Below are 22,231 nucleotides of genomic sequence, written 5' to 3'. Positions count from 1 at the left end.
GCCTTTTAGAGAAATCATACTGTTGACCACGTCGATCTGTTATAATTAATCTAAGGATGGAAGAAAAAGTATTTTTATTCATTAATGTATATTTTTATGTAAACGTTCTCGGCAGTCAATCTTAAAGGAGGCGATCGGTTTTGAACAGTGCAGCCATTAAAAAACAAACAGAAAAATATGGGGCAAGTAGAAGGGGTTTGAGGAGGGAGCCCTAAAGGAAATCGTTACATGAATATGTTGAGTGCCTATTCAGCAGTCAAGCAAGGTCACCAACCCCCACTCTCGTGATTACAGAGAAAGAGCTAGAGTAGGCGATGAACAAATGTTTTGCTAGTAAATAAGGGAACTTTGACTTTACAGCTGAGGTGAAGAGACATGGATCGAAAGAAAATTGCTGTCATTGGAGCACCGATGGATTTAGGACAAAATCGTCGGGGGGTTGACATGGGGCCAAGTGCGTTACGCTATGCTGGATTAATTGAGAGGCTTCAATCAATTGGCTATCATGTGGATGACATGGGGGATATTCCGATTGATCGCCCCGGGGAAGTAAGCGAGGAAAAAACAAATTTAAAAAATTTAGGCGAGGTCATCAAGGCGAACGAGCAGCTCTGCCTCCATGTGGAGAAAGCTGTGGCGAAAGGATACTTCCCGCTCGTTCTAGGGGGGGACCATAGCATCGCCATTGGTACGTTAGCCGGGGTGGCAAAGCGCCGACACCAACTAGGGGTCATCTGGTATGATGCCCACGGGGACTTGAATACGGCAGAAACCTCCCCATCTGGGAACATTCATGGTATGCCACTGGCCGTAAGCTTAGGCATCGGGCATGAAAAACTTACATCAATCGGCGGCTTTGCACCGAAAATAAAGCCAGAAAACGTTGTCATTATCGGTGCCCGTTCATTGGATGAAGGGGAAAAGGCATATATTCGCGAACATGGGATGAAAATTTTTACGATGCATGAAGTGGACCGACTAGGGATGACGAGGGTGATGGAGGAAGCGATTGCCCACGTGTCAAACGGGACGGATGGTGTCCATTTGAGCCTTGATTTAGATGGACTTGATCCGAATGATGCCCCTGGTGTCGGCACGCCGGTGCTCGGTGGAATTTCCTACCGGGAAAGCCATTTGGCGATGGAGATGTTAGCCGAAGCCGAGATTGTGACCTCAGCAGAATTTGTGGAAGTAAACCCGATTCTCGATGAGCGAAATAAGACGGCGGAGGTTGCTGTTGAACTGATGGGCTCATTGTTCGGAGAAAAACTTTTGTAGCGGGTTCATAAAAAGTAGATTTTTTAATCTAACAGTTTTGTGACGGGAGGAGATGATTTTGGTAAATCCGTTTTCAATCCTTTATAATGGACAAGAAACGGGAAGATTTAGATTGGGAAAGGAGGCGTAACAATTGTCACCAGAACTTTATAACATTTTCTATGAATCTCACCGCGGATCATGGGCCATTTTAATTATTCTCTTTCTCGTTAGCTATTTTTTGATCAAAGCAGGGAAAGGGAAGGCTGGAAAAATCCTTCATATGATCGTCCGGTTATTCTTTGTGATCATGCTAATCACAGGGGCTGGCATGCTCGTCTACTGGCAGTTTGCTTTCTTGTTTATCGTAAAAGGTGTTCTTGCAATCGTGCTTATCTATGCGATGGAGATGTTGTTGACACGTACGTCCAAAGGAACGATCGGCCAGCAGGCTCGTATCTATTGGATTGTATTCATCACCTGTCTTGTGCTCGTCGCATTGATCGGCTATAATGTGATTTCGTTTTAAGACATGGAGAGTGGCGCTTCCTAAACGCTGCTCTCTTTTTGCATGTTTGCCTAATGATCGGGGCAACAAGCCAAGTTTTTCTAAATAACCAAACGTATGTTTGAATGTGATACACTAGGAGTACAAATAGCAAGGGAGGAAGTCCGTTGAAGTGGCACTGCAAAACGTTTCAAGAGTTAACGAAAGATGAATTGTATGAGCTTTTGCGGTTACGGGTTGACGTGTTCGTTGTAGAACAAGCTTGTCCTTACTCTGAACTTGACGGGTACGATCAACAAGCGAGTCATTTGTTTGGGATTGATCATGGAACGATACTGGCCTACGCTCGCCTTTTTCAAACAGGTGTCAAATACGATGAGCATGCCTCCATCGGACGAGTCATTATCGCTCCAAGTGGACGTGGTAAAGGACTTGGGCATACATTAATGGAGCAAGCCATCGGTTTTTTACATACATTCGAACGTGCACCTTCGATTCAAATACAGGCCCAAGCTCATTTACAAGCTTTTTATCAAGTGCACGGTTTTCATGCGTGCTCAGAAGAATACGTGGAAGATGGCATTCCACACGTAGAAATGATTCGTCCAAGCAGGAAGGAGGATGACGGTGGCTGAACAAGTAGTCTATGAATCAACAGTGAAGGAGATTGCCAACAGAAAACGTCTTACGCACTGGTTTCAGTGGCAGCAAATGACGGGGACGCCTCTCTATTACATTCTTCCATCGGCAAAATGGTTATCTCTCGGAAGAAAACGGCAGCCAGGCATTCGTTACATCACGTTTGATGATCTTGCGGAGCTCATTTTAGACGAGACAAAAGAATCCTATGTTGCGATTGGGGAAGAAGACCGGCATTTGTTTTTTCAGCAATTTTTAGAGGAAGACGCACTAGGTGGTACACATGATCGACATCAGGCGAAAGCCTATGCTGATACATATGGTCAAATCAAACGGTTAGGCTTAGAGGTAGAGGAATATACCGCTGGACTTGAGTCGTTAAAGCCTCTATTTAAACGATATGAACAAGCAACCGTTAACGAAAATCGGCTACTTGACCCCGAACAAAAAATACTGGTAGCAGCGAATCGCTTGAGTAAACGTCCATCGCTCATGACAGGAGCTGTTGTCGTGGACGGCTTTTATGATTTCAGTCCGTTGCAATATCGATTGATCACGGCCTTGAAAAAAGCGGATGTTCCCTTTCATGTTTACCTCCCGCAAGCTACGTTTGCGATTGCCAAACAAACGTTAAACGATCTACTTTCGTTAGGGTTTGAACAGAAAACGGTCCATCATCGGAACGACCTTATGACAGAAAGTATTTCCGTAAAGGCGGCCTCGACGACAGAAGAACAATATTATGGATTGATGCAAGACATTATACTGAGCGAAAAGCCGTATGATGCGTTTGGAATTGTACTAGCAGATGAAAAGGCGGATGAAGCAGTCCTTTTTCGAGTGGCGAAATTTTTAGGTGTGCCATTGCAACGTTCCAAGCGACGTTCGGCTAGAGATTCAGCTATTCTCCATTGGCTTGATTACGTTCTCCGCATGCCGAGCCGCGCAGCTACAAGCTGGGAGCAGCTGCCACTGCTAGAACTAATCATGAAGCTCACGTTTACGAGCGGTGCGAGCTTTGCATTGGCTAAAAAGTCGTTTTTGGCAACGGGGGATGTAGCGGATGAGGGGATTGGACGGTTGATTGAGCTAGTACGCGGGAATGTTTGGCGGAAGCGAGATACGTTTTTAGCTTATTTGCATCAGCTTGAAAGATTACTGGACGATAGTGAACTGTCTTCCCTTTATGAGCAACGCATGCGAGAGAGCCATGAGACGTGGCGAGCGCAGGAAATCGCATTTGAATTACACGTCATGACCTATTTAAAGTCATTGGTGCAAGAGAAGCGACAAGAATTAGAAGAAAAAGGTCTCATGGCATTTACGATTCGCCTTGACCTGTTTAGGGAATGGCTTCACTATCAGCTCGAGCGGAAAAAGTTCACGATTGAGAAAGGACGAGAGCGCGGTGTTTCCATCCATACGTGGCGAGACGTGCCGCTGTTTCAAGGGGATAAACTGTATGTGACAAGTATGAATGAAGGTACGTTTCCAGCTCCCCATTCACTCCAAGGTTATGTGCAGGAGCGAGATTTATATTCTTTGCCAATTCCGTACGGCGCTCCAACACAACACGTGTTTAAAATGAAGCAAGAGGCGTATTTTGACCAGCTCTTTTATATCGCTCCAGAAATTGTCTTCTCCTATATTAAGGGGATGAATCCGAACGAACCGTTCTTACCTTCGCCCTTTTTGGATCGGTATGTGGCGACAGAGACGTATGAATGGACGTTTGAAAAACGAATGGAGGCCCCTTTTGCATTGACGGTAGGAGAACAACAAGAAAAAGCTGCGCATTTTTTAGGGAAAGGCTACGTCATCAATGGATTATCTCCTGAAATAGAGCGTATCCATCAACACGTCGAGCGGTTGAAAACAGGGGAGGAAACTTTATCAGAGCCGCTCTCCGCCCAGTATACCCTATCCGTGACCGCCCTTGAACAATATGCTAGATGTCCATTTCGTTTCGGAATGGAGCGAATCTTCAATGTTAAGGAACCAATGAAAAAAGAAGTACGCGTTTCACCGCTCGATCTTGGCTATTTGATTCATCAAGTCATCGAGCGCATTTATGAGGAAGAAGACTTGATCGGACAACCATTTCATCGCTTATCTGAGACAGATAAAGGGCGGATCGGCCAAAAAGTAGAATTGGTATTTTTAGCTCTTTGGGAAGAAATAGAGCAGCGGTATCTCAGCTTATCTCGACTAGAGCTTGAGCTCATAAAACGTGAATGGCTGAAACGGTTAAGAAAGTGGTGGAAAGCGGAGCGAAAACACTTTTGGGATCATGAACCGGTCAAGGAGATGGCCATCTATTCCTTGGAACGATCAGTGTCATTGCCGATTCGGTTACCAAGCGGGACGACCATTACGCTTACAGGAAAAGTCGACCGAATCGATGTGGATCATGAAGGGTTTACGATTTACGACTATAAAACAGGACAAGCCCATTTGAAGATGGAGGAAGATGTCCCGTCTGGATTAAAGCTACAGCTCCCTTTGTACATGATTGCTGCTGGACAGCAACTGAAGGAGAAAAAAGCGTATGGGGCGTCCTACATCTCGCTTAAGGAACCAGAAAAACGAGCAAACAATGGGCTTTGGAAGCCAGAACATGTGGGAAAAGGTTCGCGTTTTCGCGTATCGGCTTTTTGCAAAAATCGCCACGAGCAGCTTGGAACGATTGACTTTCTTCATGCGTTCAACTTGGATGAGAGAATCGAACAGCTCTGGCAAGGGATGCATGAAGACTTTTCTGTGATGCCGCTAGATTGCAGTAAAAGCTGCCCCTATCATGCAGTCTGTCGCGTAACCCCTGAACAGCGAGAGGAGGGAGAAACTTCATGGCAATAACATTTAACCAGGAGCAAGAACAAGCGATTTTTAGCCGGGCTCCGCTCGTCGTTCTGTCGGCTGGAGCCGGCTCAGGGAAGACTCGCGTTCTGACAGAGCGCTTTGTCCACATTTGTGAACAAAAATGGCAGGAAACACAAAATGATCTAGAGGCTTCATTTGGTGCTGAGGTGGACGAGCTGGTGGCGATCACATTCACGGAGAAGGCAGCACGTGAAATGAAAGAAAGAATCCGGCAACGGTTGCTCGAAAAAGTAGAAGAAGCGAAGGCCCACGGTGATGCGGGGCAGATGATTTTTTGGCAAAAGCAAAAAGAAGGGTTGGAACGGGCACGAATTAGTACGTTTCATAGCTTTTGTCAAAGGCTCTTATTAGAGTATGCGCAAGAAGCGGGCATTCCGCCAACATTTATCGTATTAGATGAAGTGGAAGCAGCGATCATGAAACGAGAGATACTTGACGATCTATTCCAAGACGCACTTTTACGTCCCTTGTTCGCAAAGCTCCTTGAATGCTATACGAAGCGTTCCCTTGAGTCTTCTCTACTCCAAGTATACGAACACATTCGAGACATTCATGCCGATGACGACGTATTTAAACGCTTGGATGGTGATGCGATGCTCAATGTGCAAACCCATGCACTCCTTCTCGAAAAAGAACAGCAGATCGCGGTGTTTCATGAAAAAGCGTCTCGTTTAGTGGATCGGATCGATGGAAATGATCCAAGCTTGACGAAAGCGCTCAAAGATCACATTCACAATCTACTCAGCTGTTTTCATCAGCTTAATCCTGAAGCGCCAGATTTATATGTACAAACGCTGACAGCAGCCATGCCAGCACGAGGGCATAAAAGCTGGGGGGAGAAAGCACCAGCCTTTCAACAACTCTATGATGAGTGGAAAGGGTTAAAAAAACAATGGACCTCTTTTTCGGTAGAGGTACAACCAATAACAAAGGAGGTTCTTACAGCCTTTATCGACTTGTTGCAATATTTTGCGGCTCGCTACAAAGAACGGAAACAACTTTTAAGTGCTTTCGACTTTTCTGATTTGCAGAGGAATGCTGTTTGTTTGTTGGATCAGGAGGACGTGCAGAAAAGCTGCCATGACCAGTTCAAACATATGATGGTCGATGAATTCCAAGATACGAATCAAATGCAAATGGATGTGCTCACAAAGATCAACCCTTCCTATCAGTTTCTTGTCGGTGATGGAAAACAATCGATCTACCGTTTTCGCGGAGCCGATGTAACGCTGATGAATGAAATGAGTGAACAGGCACGGGATGAGAAAGAGGCGCAATTTATTGAGATGAATACGAACTACCGAACAACCGCCCCTGTCATTCATGTAGTAAACGGACTGTTTGCTCATGCAATGAAAGACGTAAGCGTTCATTCAGTCCCTTACGCCTCTCTCATTCCTGCGAGAGAACCAGAAAAAGAGGATGACATCCGGGTGAGCTTGCACATAACAAAAACAACGGAGAAAGAAAAGGATAATGATCAGGTACCCTATCACCATATTGCCGATCGCTTGCTAGAGATGGTGCGAACAGGGGAGCCGACGGTATGGAACGGTGAATCGTGGCGTTCACCGAATTGGGGAGATATGGCGATCTTGATTCCTGTGCGGACGGAATTGTTAGCCTTAGAACGGGCGCTAAGCGATAAAGGTATTCCGTACCACGTCTATGGCGGTGTTGGCTTTTACGAACGACAGGAAATTCTAGACTTCGTGACACTGCTACGGTGGCTTGACCGCCCGTTTGAAGAGCTCTATCTCTTTGCATTGCTTAGAAGTCCAATGTTCGGACTAACGCTCGATGATCTAATGTTTGTCAAGGAACGTTTTTCCGATGAACTAACATGGTTTGATATTGTCGTTGATAAGGAGATGGCCAGTCTTTTTGCTGAACGCCCCGTCGTTACGGACGCTTTCGTAAGGTTGCGTACATGGCTTGATCGGTGGGTTCCGTTCCGTCCAGTCCCTTCATTAATCGATCACCTGTATGAGTTGTTCGACCAAACAGGATTAAAGATGTCTCTTTTTGTTCAGGAAAACGGAATGCAAAAAGTGAGGAATGTAGAAAAGCTCATCGATGTGATGAGCGGTTGGAAGACGAACGTGTTGGAAGAACTGCTCCAACGTTTTGACTTGATTCAAGCAGAGGTGGAAAAGGAAGGAGAAGCCGAAGTTGAGCAAGTGGCAGGAAACGTCGTCCATATTATGACCGTTCACGCTTCGAAAGGTCTTGAATTCCCGATCGTCTGTTTGCCACAGCTTGACCGTGTTCCGCAACGGGACAAAGGACAGGTTCGCTACGACCGAGAAATGGGCATTGTCCTTCGTCATGAATGGGAAGAGGATGATGGAGTGGTGAAACTAGAGACGCCTGCCTTTGCGCTTGTTAAAGAGCAAGCCGATCTTGCTACAATGGCAGAGAATAAACGGCTATTCTATGTGGCCGCTACTCGTGCACGTGACTACTTATGGATGACAGGTAAGGAACAACCTTCCACCTCGTCATGGCTATACGAAGTAGAAGAAGCGTTAGAGGAAATGCCTGAACTTAGGTCTCACTTAAAGATCGAAGAAGACGTTGCATCCCATGATCGTTGGGAAAAAGACATTCAGACATACAAGGTTCCGCCAATCGTTCCCCGTCAGCCGGAACTTGTACCATTGTCTGTAACTGAAATGATGACATTTATCCAAGACCCGGTCGCCTATTACGAGCGCTACATTCTCGGAATAGAGACGAGCGTTCAACACGAAGCAAAAACGAAACAAGAAGATTCAAATATTGATCCTTCTAAGGTAGGAAGCTTGGCTCATAAAGTGTTTGAACTCGTAGATCAAGGAGTAACCCTTGCTGGCAGTATAGAGATGACCCTTGCAGCGCATGATTGGACCCAAGATGAACGAAAGCATTACGAGGAACATATTCAAAGGTTGTTTCGTGGAGTGAACCAACATTCCCTACAATGGTTGGGTGAACCTGTCGCGAATGAATGGGCGTTCTCTTTTTCCTTTGAAGGAGCTGAAATTGTAGGGGAAATAGATAAAATCGTGAAGAACGAAAACGAGTACCATATCATTGATTTTAAAACGAATCAAATTCGTCGCTCCGGGGCAGAATTACTTCGATTTTATGAACCACAGCTTGCTTTGTATGCAGAGGCCTACGAGCAGCTATGTCATGTTCCCGTCAAGTCGGCTTCGCTCTTTGTTGTACGGGACCAACAGCAGCCTCTTCATTCTTTAACGGACCGCTCCGGTGTCATCGCAAGAGTGCGAAAGCATGTTCAGCAGCTCGTCGATTTACGAAAGAGGAAGGCGAATCGCTTCGACTACGAACAACTTGGCGTGAAAAAATAACCCGCCTCAGTGAAACTGTCAAAGGCAGCATCCGTAGCCAAGGTGCTGCCATAATAAATAGAGTTGGAAAGGGTACTAATGGTCTAGTAAAAAATGAAGTGAGGTCGTGAAACAGCTCGAGTTTAGTAGTAGTTTCCTTTAGTATAGAAACAACCATTTGTAGATTTCAGGTTTAGCTTCAGTAGAGTCTTATCCTTAAAAGGTTCTAAATGCATATAGTGAGGACAGAAAAGAAAAAACTCTCATTATTTAACTCGTTTCTCCACGTTTTCTTTCGGAATCCAGCCGACTTCACCGCTCGTTTGCTGACGACACCAAATCCAGCCGTTTAGCTCTTTTAGCTTCACTACGATTTCTCCTACGTCCACGTTTAGTTCTGTCGCTGTATAGTCGTCCAATGCTACTCCTTTTGAGCCTTCGATCGCAAGCAGTTGCTTCGGAACCCAGCCTTTTAAACTACCATCCGCTGTTTGACAGAAATACCAGTGTTCCCAAGGCTCAGAGCCGCTATATTGTTCGCCTATATGGACAGATTGTCCCTTCACAAGCGTAATCGGGTTTGGGTAATTCGTGCGATGTCTCTTTTTTACGATATAAAGCATGAAAAGTCCTCCTTTCGAAAGAAGAAGCCAGGCAAAGGAAGATTCCGATGCCTAGCTTCGTGATGCACGGATGTTAAGTTAAACAATTCGCTTACGGATCGCCGCACTAATGTAATCAATCAATGTGACGACAATGATGATGACGAGAAGAATCATTCCGACTTCATCCCAGTTTCGGTTTTGCGTCGCAATCGAAACGAGCATCCCGATCCCCCCGGCACCGACGATCCCTAAGATCGTGGAGGCACGAACATCGATTTCAAATCGATAAATCGCGTAGGATAGAAATTCTGGAAGGATTTGTGGAACGATCCCATACACGAGAACTTGTAGCTTATTTGCACCGTTGGCCTCAAGAGCTTCGACGACGTTCATATCAATCGATTCAATCACTTCGCAGTAAAGCTTCCCGAGCATCCCGATCGAGCCAATCGCGATGGCTAAGACCCCAGCAAACGGCGATGGACCGACGGCTGCGATAAAAATGATCGCGAGCATTAATTCTGGAAATGCACGGATTGCATCTAAAGCCCACTTCGATAACGTGTTGAAAAACTTATTTTTTACCATATTACTGGCTGCAAAAAAGCCAAATGGAATTGCTAGAATGGCAGCCATCAACGTTCCGGTATAAGCCATTGCCAACGTTTCCATCATCGCGTTTAATACCTTGGAATAGGTGAGCCAGTCAGGAGAAAATAGTTGCGGAATCACTCGCCCCATGTTTTCGATTGTTCGTTCACTAAAGATGCGTCCCCAATCAATATTAATAGAGGTAAACGTCCAAGTATAAATCGCAATGACCGCGATCGCAACGGCAATGTTACGAATCGTTTTCGCAGCAGAACGCGGTTTTTTTGGAGGTAACGTAAGGTTCATTAGACAAGTCCCTCCCTAATCTTATTACTAATGTAATCAATGACAACGACGGCGGCGAAAATAATGAGAATGATCGTGGAAACGTTTGGATAATTGAAAAAACCGAGCTGCTGTTGAAGAATCAAACCGATTCCACCAGCACCAACGAATCCAAGCACAACCGACGCCCGCACGTTGACTTCAAATACATATAAGCTAAACGAAACAAACTGAGGGAGGACTTGTGGCATGACAGCATACCAAATGACTTGAATGGTGTTGCCTCCTGATGCACGAATCGCCTCAAGCGGATTGAGATCGATCGCTTCAATCGTCTCATACAAGAGCTTCGCTAATAAGCCAAGCGAGAAAATAATAAGGGCCATAATTCCAGAAAAGACACCGATTCCAAAAATGCCAACGAAAATGACCGCTAATAAGATGTCAGGAATCGTCCGTAAGACATTCATAATAAAGCGAACGGGCATATGAATGGTCCGATTTGGAAACAAGTTTGCCGCTGATAGCAAGCTAATCGGAATGGAAATGATGGCTGCCACGGTTGTCGCGATGATTGCCATTTGCACAGTCTCTGCCAAGTACCCCCACACTTGAGAGGCATATCCCCAGTTCGGTGGGAACAACTCTGCGAACATAGAGAAAATACGCGGAGAGCCTGAAATTAAATCAGGGATCGAAGACCCTGTTCGTGCCGATGTAAACACGTACATGCCGACGATGGCAACGAGGAGCACGGTCATCCGGAGCTTCGCCTTGGACGAGATGACTCCTTTAACCTCTTGCTTACTCATTGTCCTGACCTCCTACTAGGTCATCTTCACGAATTTTTCTACCGTAAATTTCCTCGAACGTTTCCTCGCTCACTTCACTAGCAGGTCCATCAAATACGACCTCACCTGCACGCATACCAATAATTCGATCCGCATATTCCATCGCCATGTCGATGAAATGCAAATTGACAATCGTTGTAATTTTATCTTCCTTGTTGATCTTGCGTAAATAGGTCATCACTTGATGAGAAGTCGGCGGATCAAGACTTGCCACAGGCTCGTCGGCTAAAATTATTTTTGGTTGCTGGGTCAACACGCGAGCAATTGCGACACGCTGCTGTTGACCACCACTCAGTTGATCGGCCCGTTGATACACTTTTTCGGCAATGTTAACCCGTTGCAAGCTGCGATACGCAAGTGCCACATCTTCCTTCGGATAAAGGTTTAAAAGGCTTGCGAACGTTCCAACATGACCGAGGCGGCCAGAAATGACATTTTTCATCACAGATGAACGTTTGACAAGGTTGTAGTTTTGAAAGATCATGCCGACCTTTGTGCGAAGCTTACGTAACTGTCTTGAAGAATAGGGAAGAATGTTTTCACCATCAATAAGAAGTTCGCCTTCGGTTGGGGTGACAAGTCGATTCATGCTGCGTATGAGCGTGGATTTCCCGGCACCAGAAAGGCCAACAATGACGACAAACTCTCCTTCGTTAATTTTTAAGTTTACACCTTTTAACCCTTGTGTTCCGTTTGGATAGACGAGAGACACATTTTTAAACTCTATCATCGGACATTTCCCTCATTTCATAAATGCTAGTAAAGTGACAAACGCCTACATACAAAAGAGAAGGGGAGGTACCCACTCCCCTTCTTCTTTGTCTAAAAAGCAGCTTTGAGCTGGATCGTTAATCTAATGACACTTGGTCAGAGAATAGCTCATACGTTTCGCGAACGATATCGTATTCATCATCAGATGCTTCTTCAATAGCATCCCAACGATAAACGTCATTCAAAATCTTGATCATGTCTTCATCTTCATTGAATGAAAGGAATACGTCACGAATTTGGTCGATTAACTCTTGAGGAAGTGTATTCAGAACAGAAATAGTGTCGTTTGGAATTTCTTCTGTATATCCGATAACACGAAGATCTTCCATCGCTTCAGGATAGTCGCCTTCGATGATTTCACGGGCGTCTTCAAACGTTGTCGCCACATCAGCACCGCCTTCTAAAACAGTGATGAGGGCATTGTCATGGCTACCCGCTTGAATTTGATTACCGAAAAATGAATCAATTCCATCAGCAGGGACATCGTATTCTGTCACTAATTGAGCGGCAGGGAATAAGTATCCTGACGTTGATGCAAGGTCACTATACACCCAAACTTTTCCTTCAAGGTCTTCGATCGATTCAATATCGGAATCTGCAAGAACGGTATATTGTGCACGGTATGTACCGCTGCCGTTACGGACAGACTTGAGGATGACTTCGACTTGAGGATAGCGATCGGTTGCAAGGACATAACCGAATGCAGGAATGAAACCAATGTGTACTTGATCGTTGCCCATGGCTTCAACAAGGCCAGTGTAATTTGTCATGACTTGTCCACTAACTGGAATACCGAGCTCTTCAGAAAGACGCTCAGCAAGTGGCTCTACAGTATCGGCAATTTGATCAGATTCGCTGGATGGAACAAATCCCATAATAAGCTCTGACGGCATTTCACCAGCTTCATCGGCGCCATCTGCCTCTCCAGATCCTGCTGTGTCGCCGTCGTCAGAAGTTCCACATGCAGCAAGGACAAAAACAAGCATGCTTACTCCCAAAAAGTAAAGCATTTTTTTCATTTTGTAAAACCCCTTTTTTTATGTATTTTTAAAGTTTGTTACAGTTGAATTATATAAGATTGTGTAATAGATTGCTAGCGAATTTTGTAACTTTACGGAATTCACAAAGTTCATCGTTTTCACATGTTAACTTTACATTATTTTAATAAAGTAATTCGTAAATTCGTTTTTTTGATAAAGTTATTTGCTTGATTTGTCGTAAAAACTTATAGTGATCTTAATAAGGAACTTTTAGATGAAGTGAGGGAACAAAAGATATGAATCCAGTGTTGAAGTCAAGTAAGCTTGTCATTTTTGATTTGGATGGCACATTATATGAAGGAACAGACCATTTTGATTATTATGCGAACCACTTAAAGCAAAACGTCCCGCAGAGCCAGCAGTTAGATTTTTGGCGCGATTATACGGCGATGAAAGATGGGCATCATCCTGTTCAAATCGGAAAAGGATATGATGTGAAACGTGATTATATTTTGACGATTGACCCAATGACGATCTCTGTCCAATCAGTTCAAACATGGGATGGCTCATACGTACCAGCTGAAGAATGGGAGACGCTTTATTCTGATCCTGTTTCATTTGATTTTGAAACCATCATTGCAGTTGGTGATGGCTGGTGGTATCCATTTGTCACAGCAAAGCATTATGGTGTCGAAGATTGTTATGCAAGCTATGTTGCGACAAAAGAATATATGGTGACGGATGAGTTTGAGTTAACTCCTCTTCCTGGTTTGCGTGAAGGATTGATTGAATTAAAGGCGACAAAAGAAATCGTCCTTGTGACGAACAGTGACCGAGAAGATGTTCAGCGCTTGCTACATGAGCTTCATTTACATGATGTATTTAACCATATTATAACATCAGCAAAAAAACCGACGCGAACGACCGATATATTTAAAGAGGTGGTGCATCAGTATGAAGTGGACATGAGTCAAGTTGTCTCTGTTGGGGATAATTTTATGAATGAGATCGCTCAAGCGTTAACACTAGGCATGCAAGGCATTTACATCCATCCCCAAAGAGCGTCAGAAGTTGCTCATGACCATTTAACTGTCATTCGTTCAGTTGTTGAATTGTTCAAAAACTAGAGCTTTAGAAACCAATACATACGATAGGGGATGCACGTATGCCTAACCAATCCAACGAATCAAGACCATTCCATAAAGACCTAGAGTCGATTTTATATGCCCACGTCCCGTTACCGATGTTTACGATGGATGAAGAGGGAGCCTTATTAAATATGAATGAAGGTGCGATGGAAACCCTTCGTGTTGACTGGGAGCAAAATCAGAGAAGCAGTGTGTTTCAACTGTTTGAATCAGAGTGTCGAGAATCTCTTTATTTAGCATTGGCTACCGTCAATAAAATATCGCAGGTGGAGAAAGTCGAACTCATTAAACGAAATGGAGAAACCTTTGAAACCTTTTGCCTCTCTTTGCAGCTTCTTCCTGACAAGCAGGTGATTGCGTTCATTGCTCCTTTGATCGACAAGGGGATGGATCCGTTAACAGGGGTGCCGATTCGTCAAGAAGTTCCACGCCTAATGGAACGTACCTTTCAGGAAAATCAGGCAGAGACGTATGTGCTTTTCCTTATTAATTTGGACCGTTTTAAGCTCGTCAATGATTCGTTAGGGGAAGGTTATGGTGATCAAGTGTTGCAAACACTCGTTAGGAGGTTGCTTTGGCAACTACCGAATCAGCAATGGATCGCACGGGTGAGTGGAGATGAATTTATTGCCTGTGCTGCGATCAAAGGGGAGCTGCCAAAAAAGGAAACGTTGGCAACTTATATTTCCTCTATCATTCAGCAGCCATTTCAAGTGGATGAAGTGCAGTTTACGATGACCGCCAGCATCGGGGCAGCGGTTTATCCAATGGATGGAAAAAGTGTAGAGATGATCTGGAATTCATTAGAACGCGCATTGCGACATGCTAAAGCGCGAGGCGGTAATTGTGTCTCCTGGTTTTGCCAAGAGTTGAAAGACGAATGGATTCATCCTTTTCGGCTAGAAAATGATTTGCGTCGAGCTGTTGAAAATCAGGAGCTTGAGCTTTACTTTCAACCAATCTTTGAAACGACAACGGGAGAGCATTGTGGCGAAGAAGTGTTGGTCCGTTGGAATCATCCAGCTCTAGGAGTGTTAGGGCCAAATTTCTTTATCCCAGTAGCTGAAGAAATTGGTTTGATTGGAGTTGTCGGCAAGTGGGTGTTGGATGAGGCTTGTAAGCAAAAGGCGCTCCTTATTGAAAAAGAAGCTAGTTCGGTCCCAATGTCAGTCAATCTTTCTTTAAGGCAGTTTTTACAACCAGACATTGTCGATATGATTTTAGATAGCTTAAACAAATATGGTTTAGACCCCTCTTTGTTAGAGGTCGAAGTCACTGAGCGAATTACAATAGATATGAATCGTGCGATGAAAGTACTCCAAAAATTAAGGGCACAAGGGATCCGAGTAAGCCTCGATGACTTTGGTACAGGGTATAGCTCGCTTCAATATATAAGCCAGTTACCTATTCAAAAGTTAAAGATTGATAAATCCTTTATTGCAGAGATTGGCGTGAACTCTCAAGTGGAAGCCATCATTTCAATGATCATTCACCTAGGTCATGAGCTCGATTTAACTGTCGTTGCGGAAGGTGTTGAAACGGAAAAACAGCTTTCTTTTTTGAAGGAGAAAAAGTGTGACACTGTCCAAGGCTATTATCATGCGAAGCCGTTAACCTTTTCTGAATTTAAAAAATATTTATTGAGCTAAAATAAGACAATGCCAAAGATCCTAGGTTATTTTTCTTATTTTTATGGAGAGTGACCGTTCGAAATCGCAAAATTTATGGTAATATAAAAGAAGTTTCATGTATAATCTAGTAAAATGGTATTATGTCTTCTAGGACTATACGTATCGAGGTGAAAAATCTTGAGTCACTCTGAATATTTAGAAGTATTTATTGATGAAAGTCAGGAGCATTTACAGGCAATCAATGACAATTTATTGAAGTTGGAAGTTTCACCTAGCGATCTTTCAATTGTCGGGGAAATTTTTCGTTCGGCTCATACGTTAAAAGGAATGGCTGCTACGATGGGCTTTGAGGATTTAGCCCACTTGACACACAACATGGAAAATGTCCTCGATCTAATTCGAAATCAAAAGTTAGACGCAACCTCAGAAGTACTTGATGTGGTATTTGAGGCTGTCGACGACTTAGAAGCGATGGTTGGTGACATCGCTTCAGGTGGAGACGGAAAGCGAGATGTTACAAAAGTCGTCGTGATGCTTGAGCAGATTGAGAAGGGGGAAACTCCTGATGCTGGAAAAGCTGTGCACACACCGAGTCCTGCTGCCGGTCAACTAGAGCTTTCAGGTAGTTCCATCATTGAGTCGTACGATGAATTCGAAATGACGGTTTTGGATCAATCGTTCGAACAAGGGTATCAAGCCTATCAAATTGAAGTGACTCTTGATGAGAAAACGCTGCTTAAAGCAGCACGAGTATTTATGGTGTTTGAAGTTCTTGAGCAAGTGGGGGAAGTGATCAAATCTACACCTTCTGCGGAAGAGCTAGAAGAGGAAAAATTTGATGAGCGCTTTCTAGTAACGTTACTTACGAAAGTGGACGGCGAGGAAGTGAGGCAGCGAATTTTAAAAGTATCAGAAATTACGGCTGTCGACATTTGCTCTCTCGACAAACAGGCCTTACAAGCATTAAAAGAAACGCAACACACCCAATCGGACAAGCAGGTAGACGTTGAAAAAGCGGAAGAACAGACGGAGAAAAAAACGGCAACTACGACTCCTTCTGATAAAAAAGGCGTGGAAGTAAATAAAACGGTTCGGGTCAATATTGAGCGGCTTGATGTATTGATGAACTTGTTTGAAGAACTAGTCATCGATCGGGGGCGGTTAGAGCAAATCGCGAGCGAACTTAATCAAAATGAATTGAATGAAACAGTGGAGCGAATGTCCAGAATTTCTGGTGATTTGCAAGAAATCATTTTAAATATGAGAATGATGCCAGTGGAGCAAGTGTTCAATCGCTTCCCGCGGATGGTTCGTAGCTTGTCGAAAGAATTGAACAAGAAAGTAAACTTAGAAATTGTTGGCGCAGAGACAGAGTTGGACCGAACAATTATTGATGAAATTGGTGATCCCCTCGTCCATCTCATTCGAAATTCAATTGATCACGGCATTGAAACACCTGAGGTTCGGCGTGCGGCAGGAAAGCCTGAGGAAGGGACGGTCATTCTCCGAGCATTCCATAGTGGGAACAATGTATTTATTGAAATCGAGGATGACGGAGCCGGCATCGATCGTGATAAAGTGCTACAAAAGGCGCTGACAAACGGTGTCGTAACAGAAGAGGACGCCGCCAAAATGAACGATTCCCAAGTGTTCCAGCTATTATTTGCTCCAGGTTTTAGCACGGCTGAAAAAATTACAGACATTTCTGGTCGAGGCGTAGGGCTTGATGTTGTGCAAAGCACATTTGAATCGATTGGAGGGGTTGTGAGTGTCACCTCAAAACTCGGAAAAGGCTCTCTTTTCTCTATTCAATTGCCGCTCACTTTGTCCATCATTGATGTGATGCTCGTCGAGGTTGCGGATGAGAAATATGCGATTCCACTTTCCTCGATTGTGGAGACTGCCATTGTGAACAAAAATGAAGTGTATAGTGCCCACAACCAAAAGGTGATTGACTTTAGAGGGAAAGTCGTTCCACTTGTCTTCCTCTCGGACATTTTTGCTGTTCCAGAAAAACGTGAGGCTGATGAACTCTATTCCCTTGTGATCGTACATAAAGGGGAGAAGGTTGCTGGACTTGTTGTTGATTCATTAATTGGCCAACACGATATCGTTCTTAAATCACTTGGGGATTACTTGACTGATGTTTTTGCAATCTCTGGTGCAACGATTCTTGGAAATGGCCAAGTGGCACTCATCGTGGATACAAATGCGCTTATCAAATAGCAAGGAGGGAGTTAAATGGTGTCCAGCGAAATGGCAACAAAAAACGATTTAAAGCTTATTGTTTTTCAATTAGGGGATGAAGAGTATGCGATTGAAGTGGACTATATTCAGTCCATTGAGCGGATGCAACCAGTGACGCGAATCCCAGGAACCCCTTCATATGTTATAGGTGTCATGAACCTCCGCGGGGTGATTACACCAGTCATTAATTTACGAGCCCGCTTCGGATTACCAGCAAAGGCGCACGATGATTCCACTCGGATACTTGTTATTGCCGATGATGGGGTTGAAATTGGCTTTGTTGTAGATGGAGCTAATGATGTCGTCGACGTTCCTGCTGAAAAAATCGAGCCGACTCCTGAAGTGGTTGGTGGTGTACAGGAAGATTACTTACGAGGTGTTGTAAAAGAAGAAGATCGTTTATTCACTTTGTTAAACTTAGAAAAAGTAATCCAACGGAAAAAGGGACAACTCTCAACGTAGAATGAAAGGATAGGTAGATAAACATGGCAACCGTATTAGTCGTGGATGATGCGGCATTTATGAGAATGATGATTAAAGACATTTTAACGAAAAACGATTTTGAGGTCGTAGGAGAGGCAGCGAACGGAGAAGAAGCCGTTCAATTATATAAAGAGCATTCACCTGACCTCGTCACACTCGATATCACGATGCCTGAAAAAGATGGCATTCAAGCATTGAAAGAAATTAAAGCTTATGATGCAGATGCGAAAGTCATTATGTGCTCGGCGATGGGACAACAGGCGATGGTGATTGACGCTATTCAATCAGGGGCGAAGGATTTCATCGTTAAACCATTTCAAGGAGATCGCGTCATTGAAGCGATTAACAAAGTACTAGGAAAATAAGAGCTACCTTAAAGAAAACTCGCTGTTCATGTGGGTTTTCTTTTTTGTTCAACTTTAAGAAAGATTGCCTTCCTAAAAGATGAGAAAAAGAAGGTGCTATAGAATTCTTGTTTTACGTTCCAAATAAATGCACGCTTCTACGCTTGTATACTATAATGATGTAGAGTAGTTAAAATGTAATCTAGGAAAAAGAAAGGATGTAGTGACGAATGGAAGTGAAAATGGCTGACTTACCGGGAATCGGTAAGAAAATGACATTTATGACAGCACAAAGAAATATGATTGTTCTCATTATTCATCATACTGGTAAGCGAGAGCTCTATTTTTTTGCCCATGAAGACAACGATGAACCAGATTTTGCCATCAATTTAACAGCTGATGAAACACGAGAGTTAGGGGCACAGTTACTTGGGGCTGTGTTTCAGCCGGTGGATAATGACAAAATGAAGATGATTAAAAACAAAATGGTGATGGAATGGATTGAATTGAAAAAGAATTCCCCCATTGTCAATAAGACGATAGGAGAGGCGAACATTCGTAAGAAAACGGGTGTATCAGTTATTGGAATTGTACGAGAGGGTGAGGTACAGGCGAGCCCAGAAGTTGACGAAGTTCTTTATCAAGGGGATGTTTTAATTGCAGTAGGAAAACAAGAACAAATTGATCGGTTCGAGCGTCTCTGTGAAGGGGAGGCGTAAGTCTATTGGATATTCCAGAATTACTTGGTGCTGGCCTCGTACTCTTACTTTTGTTTGTGACAGGTTTTCTAGGAGCAAAATGGAAAATACCAGAGGTGATCGTTTACATATTGCTCGGGATTGCTGTCAGCGGACTATTGACAGATTCTCACATGGTACACTTTGTAGGTGAAGTAGGAATCGTTCTGTTATTTTTTATGCTCGGCATGGAATTTCCTTTAAAGCAACTTGTTGGGGTTGCGAAAAAAGTGACTCCAGCAGGATCGATCGATGTCGTTTTGAACTTCGGAATTGCAACAGGAATTTGCCTACTTTTCGGGCTGGATCTCATCTCATCTCTTCTTATTGGTGGGGTTGTTTATGCTACTAGCTCTTCGATTACAGCGAAAATGCTCGAAAGCTCTAAACGGATGGCGAACCCTGAATCAGAGTTTATTCTCGGATTGCTGATTTTTGAAGATTTGGTTGCTCCTGTACTTGTAGCTGTTTTAGTCGGGCTAACGGCAGGAGAAGAAATTACTGGTGGGGCTTTGGCATTGTTAATGGGTAAAGTCTTTCTTTTGACGATTGTGGCTATTGTGTTAGGCAGATATTTATTTAGCAAGTTGGGACCTTTTTTTGATCGCCATTTATCCAGTGATGTGTTTATTCTTTTTGTCGTGGGGGTGGCGATAGCCTATGGAGGGTTTGCCCTTTACTTAGAATTGTCAGAAGTGTTGGGTGCGTTTTTAGCAGGAATTATGCTGGCAGAAGTGAAGCGATCCCACCAGCTGGAAGGTCTCGTTGTCCCGCTTCGTGACTTAACCCTCCCAATCTTTTTTCTCTACTTCGGGACAACCATTTCCTTTTCTGAAGGGGTTCCGATGATTGGATTATTAATAACCTTGCTTGTTTGGTCCATTGTTGGAAAAATTATTGTTGGAATGGTTGGTGGTAAACTGTACGGTCTATCAAAAAAAGTAGCTCTACGTGCAGGGCTGTCTTTGACACAGCGGGGCGAGTTTTCCATTATTATTGCAGCCTTAGCAACAGGTACAGTTCAAGCGTTTGGGAGTATTTTTATCCTTGCTTCCGCAATGCTTGGAATCGTTTTGTTTCAGTCTGCCCCTGCTATTACCAAACGATTGTTTAAGACGAAGCAGACAGAGCAAAAATGGCAAGTTCCTAGCTAAACAAACAAGGAAGGCTTTTCTTCCTTGTTTTTGTTTTGAGTAAGAACGTTATTTTCTAGCAAAAAAATATAAGATAACCGAGCGCTGCTAAATTAAGACTTAGGGGAAAGCCAAGCTTCTACTGTTTAGTCTCCAGTTTAAAAAGGTGTCGCTTCATATAGGTGAGAGTGTCGTGTTTTAATCTGGCATTCAACAATGAGAAAGTCCCTTCATATCCTTTAAAGTAGTAACTGTATTTTGTGAAAAATCCGTCGTTCTTTTCTTTTTTGATCGTTAATTTCTGTTTACGTAAATCACGCTGGAGAGCCCCGATTTCTCGACCTACTTCATGCATACGTTCCGTTAGAAACGAATGAAGCAACTCCTGACAGATGAGCGAGGAAGCCTGTAACGTGTTAAAATCTTTCTCTAGTGCTTGGCGAACTAGTGTTAAAATAATATAGCGTTGCACAAGGTTTCGCTGTACTTCATTTAACATGCCAGTCACCTCCAAAATCAAAATAGGAACATGTGTTCGTTGTTTATTGTACCCCTTTTCTGCTACAATGACAAGTACCATTTAAAAAACAAGAAGAAAGATCGGAGCGATAGGTCAAGATGAGACAATTAGAAATTATACAGCGTTGGATTGACGAAAATCAGCTTGTTGTCATCTCCTTGCTCGAAGGTGACCAAAAAGTCATCGGCCGAATATTACATTATGATTCAAAAAAAAGGGCATGTCTTGTCTACGATGATGATGGTAAAAGTGTACATCATCTAGCTCTTACAGAAATTCAGTCTATTAAACGGACAGATGGAATGAAAAAAGGTGGGTGATTGTCGATGGATGAAAAGATTCAGCACCAGTTAAAGGAAATGTTTTTCATCCATACATTTCCTGTGGAAAAGGTAGATCTAATGATCACAGAAACAGGACTTGTTGGTAAGGAAGGCGCACGGAAAATGGTGGTATGGCGGAATGGGATTTTGAAAGGGAAAGAGTTAAAAGTGGGAGGCGCAAGCATGATCAAGCCCTTCTCCCTCCTATTTGCTGCCCACTACTATTTAGCGTCTGTTAAGAACCAGTGGCTTCTGTTTGATGAACTGGCGTTTTTTTCTAAAGGCAAGGAAGTAGGCTTTGAGCTCAGGCGAGCCAGACTAGAACCATTAGCACCGAATAGCATTTCTTCATATTTTACCGCACTTGCTAAACGAATCGCCCCGATCATTGAAAATATAGCAGAAGTAGCTGATTTGCCGAAAACCCATGCCTTCGGTTTACTAGCATTTCCCCTTTATCAACAGCAAAGTGCGTGGTTAAAAAAAGAAACTGATCAAACGACCCAACTGCGAATCCGGACAGATGGTGAGGTTTTAAAGCAGTTAAGTGGAGACGCATTTGGCTTAAAACGGAATCCGTTCGATGTAAAGTTTCGTTATGTCAGCAGTTGGGCGGACCCGAACGAACATGTTCGAATCAAACCTGCCTGTTGTTTAAGCTATTTAAAGGAAGAAGGAAACTATTGTTACTCCTGTCCGAAAATGAACACAGAGCAGCGGGAAGTGCGGGCAGCGCAATTGCGAGAACAGGCAGCCCAGCAGGAAAAGTCATCCTAAAAGAGGATAAATTGATTAGTAATGAATTTTCACTAAAATAGTACGGTTCCTCACGCAACTTTTTGCAGATGATGATTGATCATAGTTAGCATCTCCTACTGTCACGAGCATAAAAAGTGCTCGCAATTGATACTAAATTTCCGAAAAAAAGAAAGAATGAAAAGGTTTTCGATTAAGTTATACGGG

Annotated in this window: 20 protein-coding genes; 14 read left to right on the top strand and 6 right to left on the bottom strand. The window is 43.6% G+C overall.

Annotation, left to right across the window (positions count from 1 at the left end; genetic code table 11):
- Positions 1 to 375 precede the first annotated feature (375 nt).
- The 5 genes from rocF (at position 376) to E2L07_RS11835 (ending at position 8,640) form a co-directional block, all read left to right on the top strand.
- A complete protein-coding gene (rocF, locus tag E2L07_RS11855) occupies positions 376 to 1,278 on the top strand; it encodes an arginase (protein WP_053430610.1) in 903 nt (300 codons plus the stop codon).
- A gap of 133 nt (positions 1,279 to 1,411) precedes the next feature.
- Positions 1,412 to 1,786, top strand: a complete 375-nt coding sequence (locus E2L07_RS11850; RefSeq protein WP_010899127.1) for a YisL family protein — start codon at positions 1,412 to 1,414, stop codon at positions 1,784 to 1,786.
- A gap of 146 nt (positions 1,787 to 1,932) precedes the next feature.
- On the top strand, positions 1,933 to 2,400 hold the full coding sequence (locus tag E2L07_RS11845; RefSeq protein ID WP_053430611.1) for a GNAT family N-acetyltransferase: 468 nt from the start codon (positions 1,933 to 1,935) through the stop codon (positions 2,398 to 2,400).
- Positions 2,393 to 5,260 carry a PD-(D/E)XK nuclease family protein gene (locus tag E2L07_RS11840; RefSeq protein ID WP_166740069.1) on the top strand — a complete coding sequence of 956 codons (2,868 nt, stop codon included), beginning with the start codon at positions 2,393 to 2,395 and terminating at the stop codon, positions 5,258 to 5,260. The genes E2L07_RS11845 and E2L07_RS11840 overlap by 8 nt, the downstream gene beginning before the upstream one ends.
- Entirely contained in the window at positions 5,251 to 8,640 is a 3,390-nt protein-coding gene (locus E2L07_RS11835; RefSeq protein ID WP_134229653.1) for a UvrD-helicase domain-containing protein, read from the top strand. Before E2L07_RS11840 ends, E2L07_RS11835 begins: the two co-directional genes overlap by 10 nt.
- A 245-nt stretch (positions 8,641 to 8,885) precedes the next feature.
- Here E2L07_RS11835 and E2L07_RS11830 read toward each other — a convergent pair whose 3' ends face one another.
- The 5 genes from E2L07_RS11830 to phnD form a co-directional block, all read right to left on the bottom strand.
- Positions 8,886 to 9,242: an SH3 domain-containing protein gene (locus E2L07_RS11830; RefSeq protein ID WP_134229652.1), complete on the bottom strand. Its 357-nt coding sequence runs from the start codon at positions 9,240 to 9,242 to the stop codon at positions 8,886 to 8,888.
- Between the two features lie 78 nt (positions 9,243 to 9,320).
- Positions 9,321 to 10,121, bottom strand: a complete 801-nt coding sequence (gene phnE / locus E2L07_RS11825; protein ID WP_053430615.1) for a phosphonate ABC transporter, permease protein PhnE — start codon at positions 10,119 to 10,121, stop codon at positions 9,321 to 9,323.
- The gene (gene phnE / locus E2L07_RS11820; protein ID WP_134229651.1) at positions 10,121 to 10,912 is read right to left on the bottom strand and encodes a phosphonate ABC transporter, permease protein PhnE; all 792 of its coding nucleotides are present in this window, start codon (positions 10,910 to 10,912) and stop codon (positions 10,121 to 10,123) included. The genes phnE (E2L07_RS11825) and phnE (E2L07_RS11820) overlap by 1 nt, the downstream gene beginning before the upstream one ends.
- Entirely contained in the window at positions 10,905 to 11,681 is a 777-nt protein-coding gene (gene phnC, locus E2L07_RS11815) for a phosphonate ABC transporter ATP-binding protein (RefSeq protein ID WP_053430617.1), read from the bottom strand. The genes phnE (E2L07_RS11820) and phnC overlap by 8 nt, the downstream gene beginning before the upstream one ends.
- Positions 11,682 to 11,799: 118 nt before the next feature.
- The gene (phnD, locus tag E2L07_RS11810; protein ID WP_010899118.1) at positions 11,800 to 12,741 is read right to left on the bottom strand and encodes a phosphate/phosphite/phosphonate ABC transporter substrate-binding protein; all 942 of its coding nucleotides are present in this window, start codon (positions 12,739 to 12,741) and stop codon (positions 11,800 to 11,802) included.
- A 257-nt stretch (positions 12,742 to 12,998) separates the two neighbouring features.
- Here phnD and E2L07_RS11805 point away from each other — a divergent pair, with 257 nt between their 5' ends.
- The 7 genes from E2L07_RS11805 to E2L07_RS11775 all read left to right on the top strand — a co-directional run bounded on the left by E2L07_RS11805 (position 12,999) and on the right by E2L07_RS11775 (position 20,446).
- Positions 12,999 to 13,829, top strand: a complete 831-nt coding sequence (locus E2L07_RS11805; protein WP_010899117.1) for an HAD family hydrolase — start codon at positions 12,999 to 13,001, stop codon at positions 13,827 to 13,829.
- A 38-nt stretch (positions 13,830 to 13,867) separates the two neighbouring features.
- Positions 13,868 to 15,499 carry a putative bifunctional diguanylate cyclase/phosphodiesterase gene (locus E2L07_RS11800; RefSeq protein ID WP_010899116.1) on the top strand — a complete coding sequence of 544 codons (1,632 nt, stop codon included), beginning with the start codon at positions 13,868 to 13,870 and terminating at the stop codon, positions 15,497 to 15,499.
- Between the two features lie 159 nt (positions 15,500 to 15,658).
- On the top strand, positions 15,659 to 17,707 hold the full coding sequence (locus E2L07_RS11795) for a chemotaxis protein CheW (protein ID WP_010899115.1): 2,049 nt from the start codon (positions 15,659 to 15,661) through the stop codon (positions 17,705 to 17,707).
- A gap of 15 nt (positions 17,708 to 17,722) precedes the next feature.
- A complete protein-coding gene (locus E2L07_RS11790; protein WP_010899114.1) occupies positions 17,723 to 18,190 on the top strand; it encodes a chemotaxis protein CheW in 468 nt (155 codons plus the stop codon).
- 23 nt (positions 18,191 to 18,213) lie between these two features.
- Positions 18,214 to 18,576 carry a response regulator gene (locus E2L07_RS11785; RefSeq protein WP_010899113.1) on the top strand — a complete coding sequence of 121 codons (363 nt, stop codon included), beginning with the start codon at positions 18,214 to 18,216 and terminating at the stop codon, positions 18,574 to 18,576.
- A gap of 209 nt (positions 18,577 to 18,785) precedes the next feature.
- Complete coding sequence (locus E2L07_RS11780; protein ID WP_134229650.1) at positions 18,786 to 19,274, top strand: cation:proton antiporter regulatory subunit; 489 nt, start codon at positions 18,786 to 18,788, stop codon at positions 19,272 to 19,274.
- Between the two features lie 5 nt (positions 19,275 to 19,279).
- Positions 19,280 to 20,446, top strand: coding sequence for a cation:proton antiporter (locus E2L07_RS11775; protein ID WP_134229649.1), 1,167 nt, complete (start codon positions 19,280 to 19,282; stop codon positions 20,444 to 20,446).
- 118 nt (positions 20,447 to 20,564) lie between these two features.
- Here E2L07_RS11775 and E2L07_RS11770 read toward each other — a convergent pair whose 3' ends face one another.
- Positions 20,565 to 20,924, bottom strand: coding sequence for a YhjD family protein (locus E2L07_RS11770; protein ID WP_134229648.1), 360 nt, complete (start codon positions 20,922 to 20,924; stop codon positions 20,565 to 20,567).
- Positions 20,925 to 21,043: 119 nt separating this feature from the next.
- Between E2L07_RS11770 and E2L07_RS11765 the strand changes: the two genes are divergently transcribed.
- Positions 21,044 to 21,265 (top strand): hypothetical protein, encoded by a 222-nt coding sequence (locus tag E2L07_RS11765; RefSeq protein ID WP_134229647.1) that lies wholly within the window; start codon positions 21,044 to 21,046, stop codon positions 21,263 to 21,265.
- A gap of 6 nt (positions 21,266 to 21,271) precedes the next feature.
- Positions 21,272 to 22,045 (top strand): (2Fe-2S)-binding protein, encoded by a 774-nt coding sequence (locus E2L07_RS11760; RefSeq protein ID WP_134229646.1) that lies wholly within the window; start codon positions 21,272 to 21,274, stop codon positions 22,043 to 22,045.
- Positions 22,046 to 22,231: the final 186 nt, after the last annotated feature.

The sequence above is a fragment of the Halalkalibacterium halodurans genome, from assembly GCF_004376175.1.
In the GTDB taxonomy this organism is placed as follows: Bacteria; Bacillota; Bacilli; order Bacillales; family Bacillaceae_D; genus Halalkalibacterium; species Halalkalibacterium halodurans.
The sequence above is the reverse complement of the archived record's forward strand: the minus strand, read 5'-3'. Positions and strand labels throughout refer to the sequence as shown.

Bases quoted from the DNA above. Each gene is read 5' to 3' on its own strand.
- rocF (WP_053430610.1), top strand. From the start codon at position 376: ATGGATCGAAAGAAAATTGCTGTCATTGGAGCACCGATGGATTTAGGA.
- E2L07_RS11835 (WP_134229653.1), top strand. From the start codon at position 5,251: ATGGCAATAACATTTAACCAGGAGCAAGAACAAGCGATTTTTAGCCGG.
- E2L07_RS11830 (WP_134229652.1), bottom strand. From the start codon at position 9,242: ATGCTTTATATCGTAAAAAAGAGACATCGCACGAATTACCCAAACCCG.
- phnE (WP_053430615.1), bottom strand. From the start codon at position 10,121: ATGAACCTTACGTTACCTCCAAAAAAACCGCGTTCTGCTGCGAAAACG.
- phnE (WP_134229651.1), bottom strand. From the start codon at position 10,912: ATGAGTAAGCAAGAGGTTAAAGGAGTCATCTCGTCCAAGGCGAAGCTC.
- phnC (WP_053430617.1), bottom strand. From the start codon at position 11,681: ATGATAGAGTTTAAAAATGTGTCTCTCGTCTATCCAAACGGAACACAA.
- phnD (WP_010899118.1), bottom strand. From the start codon at position 12,741: ATGAAAAAAATGCTTTACTTTTTGGGAGTAAGCATGCTTGTTTTTGTC.
- E2L07_RS11805 (WP_010899117.1), top strand. From the start codon at position 12,999: ATGAATCCAGTGTTGAAGTCAAGTAAGCTTGTCATTTTTGATTTGGAT.
- E2L07_RS11800 (WP_010899116.1), top strand. From the start codon at position 13,868: ATGCCTAACCAATCCAACGAATCAAGACCATTCCATAAAGACCTAGAG.
- E2L07_RS11790 (WP_010899114.1), top strand. From the start codon at position 17,723: ATGGTGTCCAGCGAAATGGCAACAAAAAACGATTTAAAGCTTATTGTT.
- E2L07_RS11785 (WP_010899113.1), top strand. From the start codon at position 18,214: ATGGCAACCGTATTAGTCGTGGATGATGCGGCATTTATGAGAATGATG.
- E2L07_RS11780 (WP_134229650.1), top strand. From the start codon at position 18,786: ATGGAAGTGAAAATGGCTGACTTACCGGGAATCGGTAAGAAAATGACA.
- E2L07_RS11770 (WP_134229648.1), bottom strand. From the start codon at position 20,924: ATGTTAAATGAAGTACAGCGAAACCTTGTGCAACGCTATATTATTTTA.
- E2L07_RS11765 (WP_134229647.1), top strand. From the start codon at position 21,044: ATGAGACAATTAGAAATTATACAGCGTTGGATTGACGAAAATCAGCTT.
- E2L07_RS11760 (WP_134229646.1), top strand. From the start codon at position 21,272: ATGGATGAAAAGATTCAGCACCAGTTAAAGGAAATGTTTTTCATCCAT.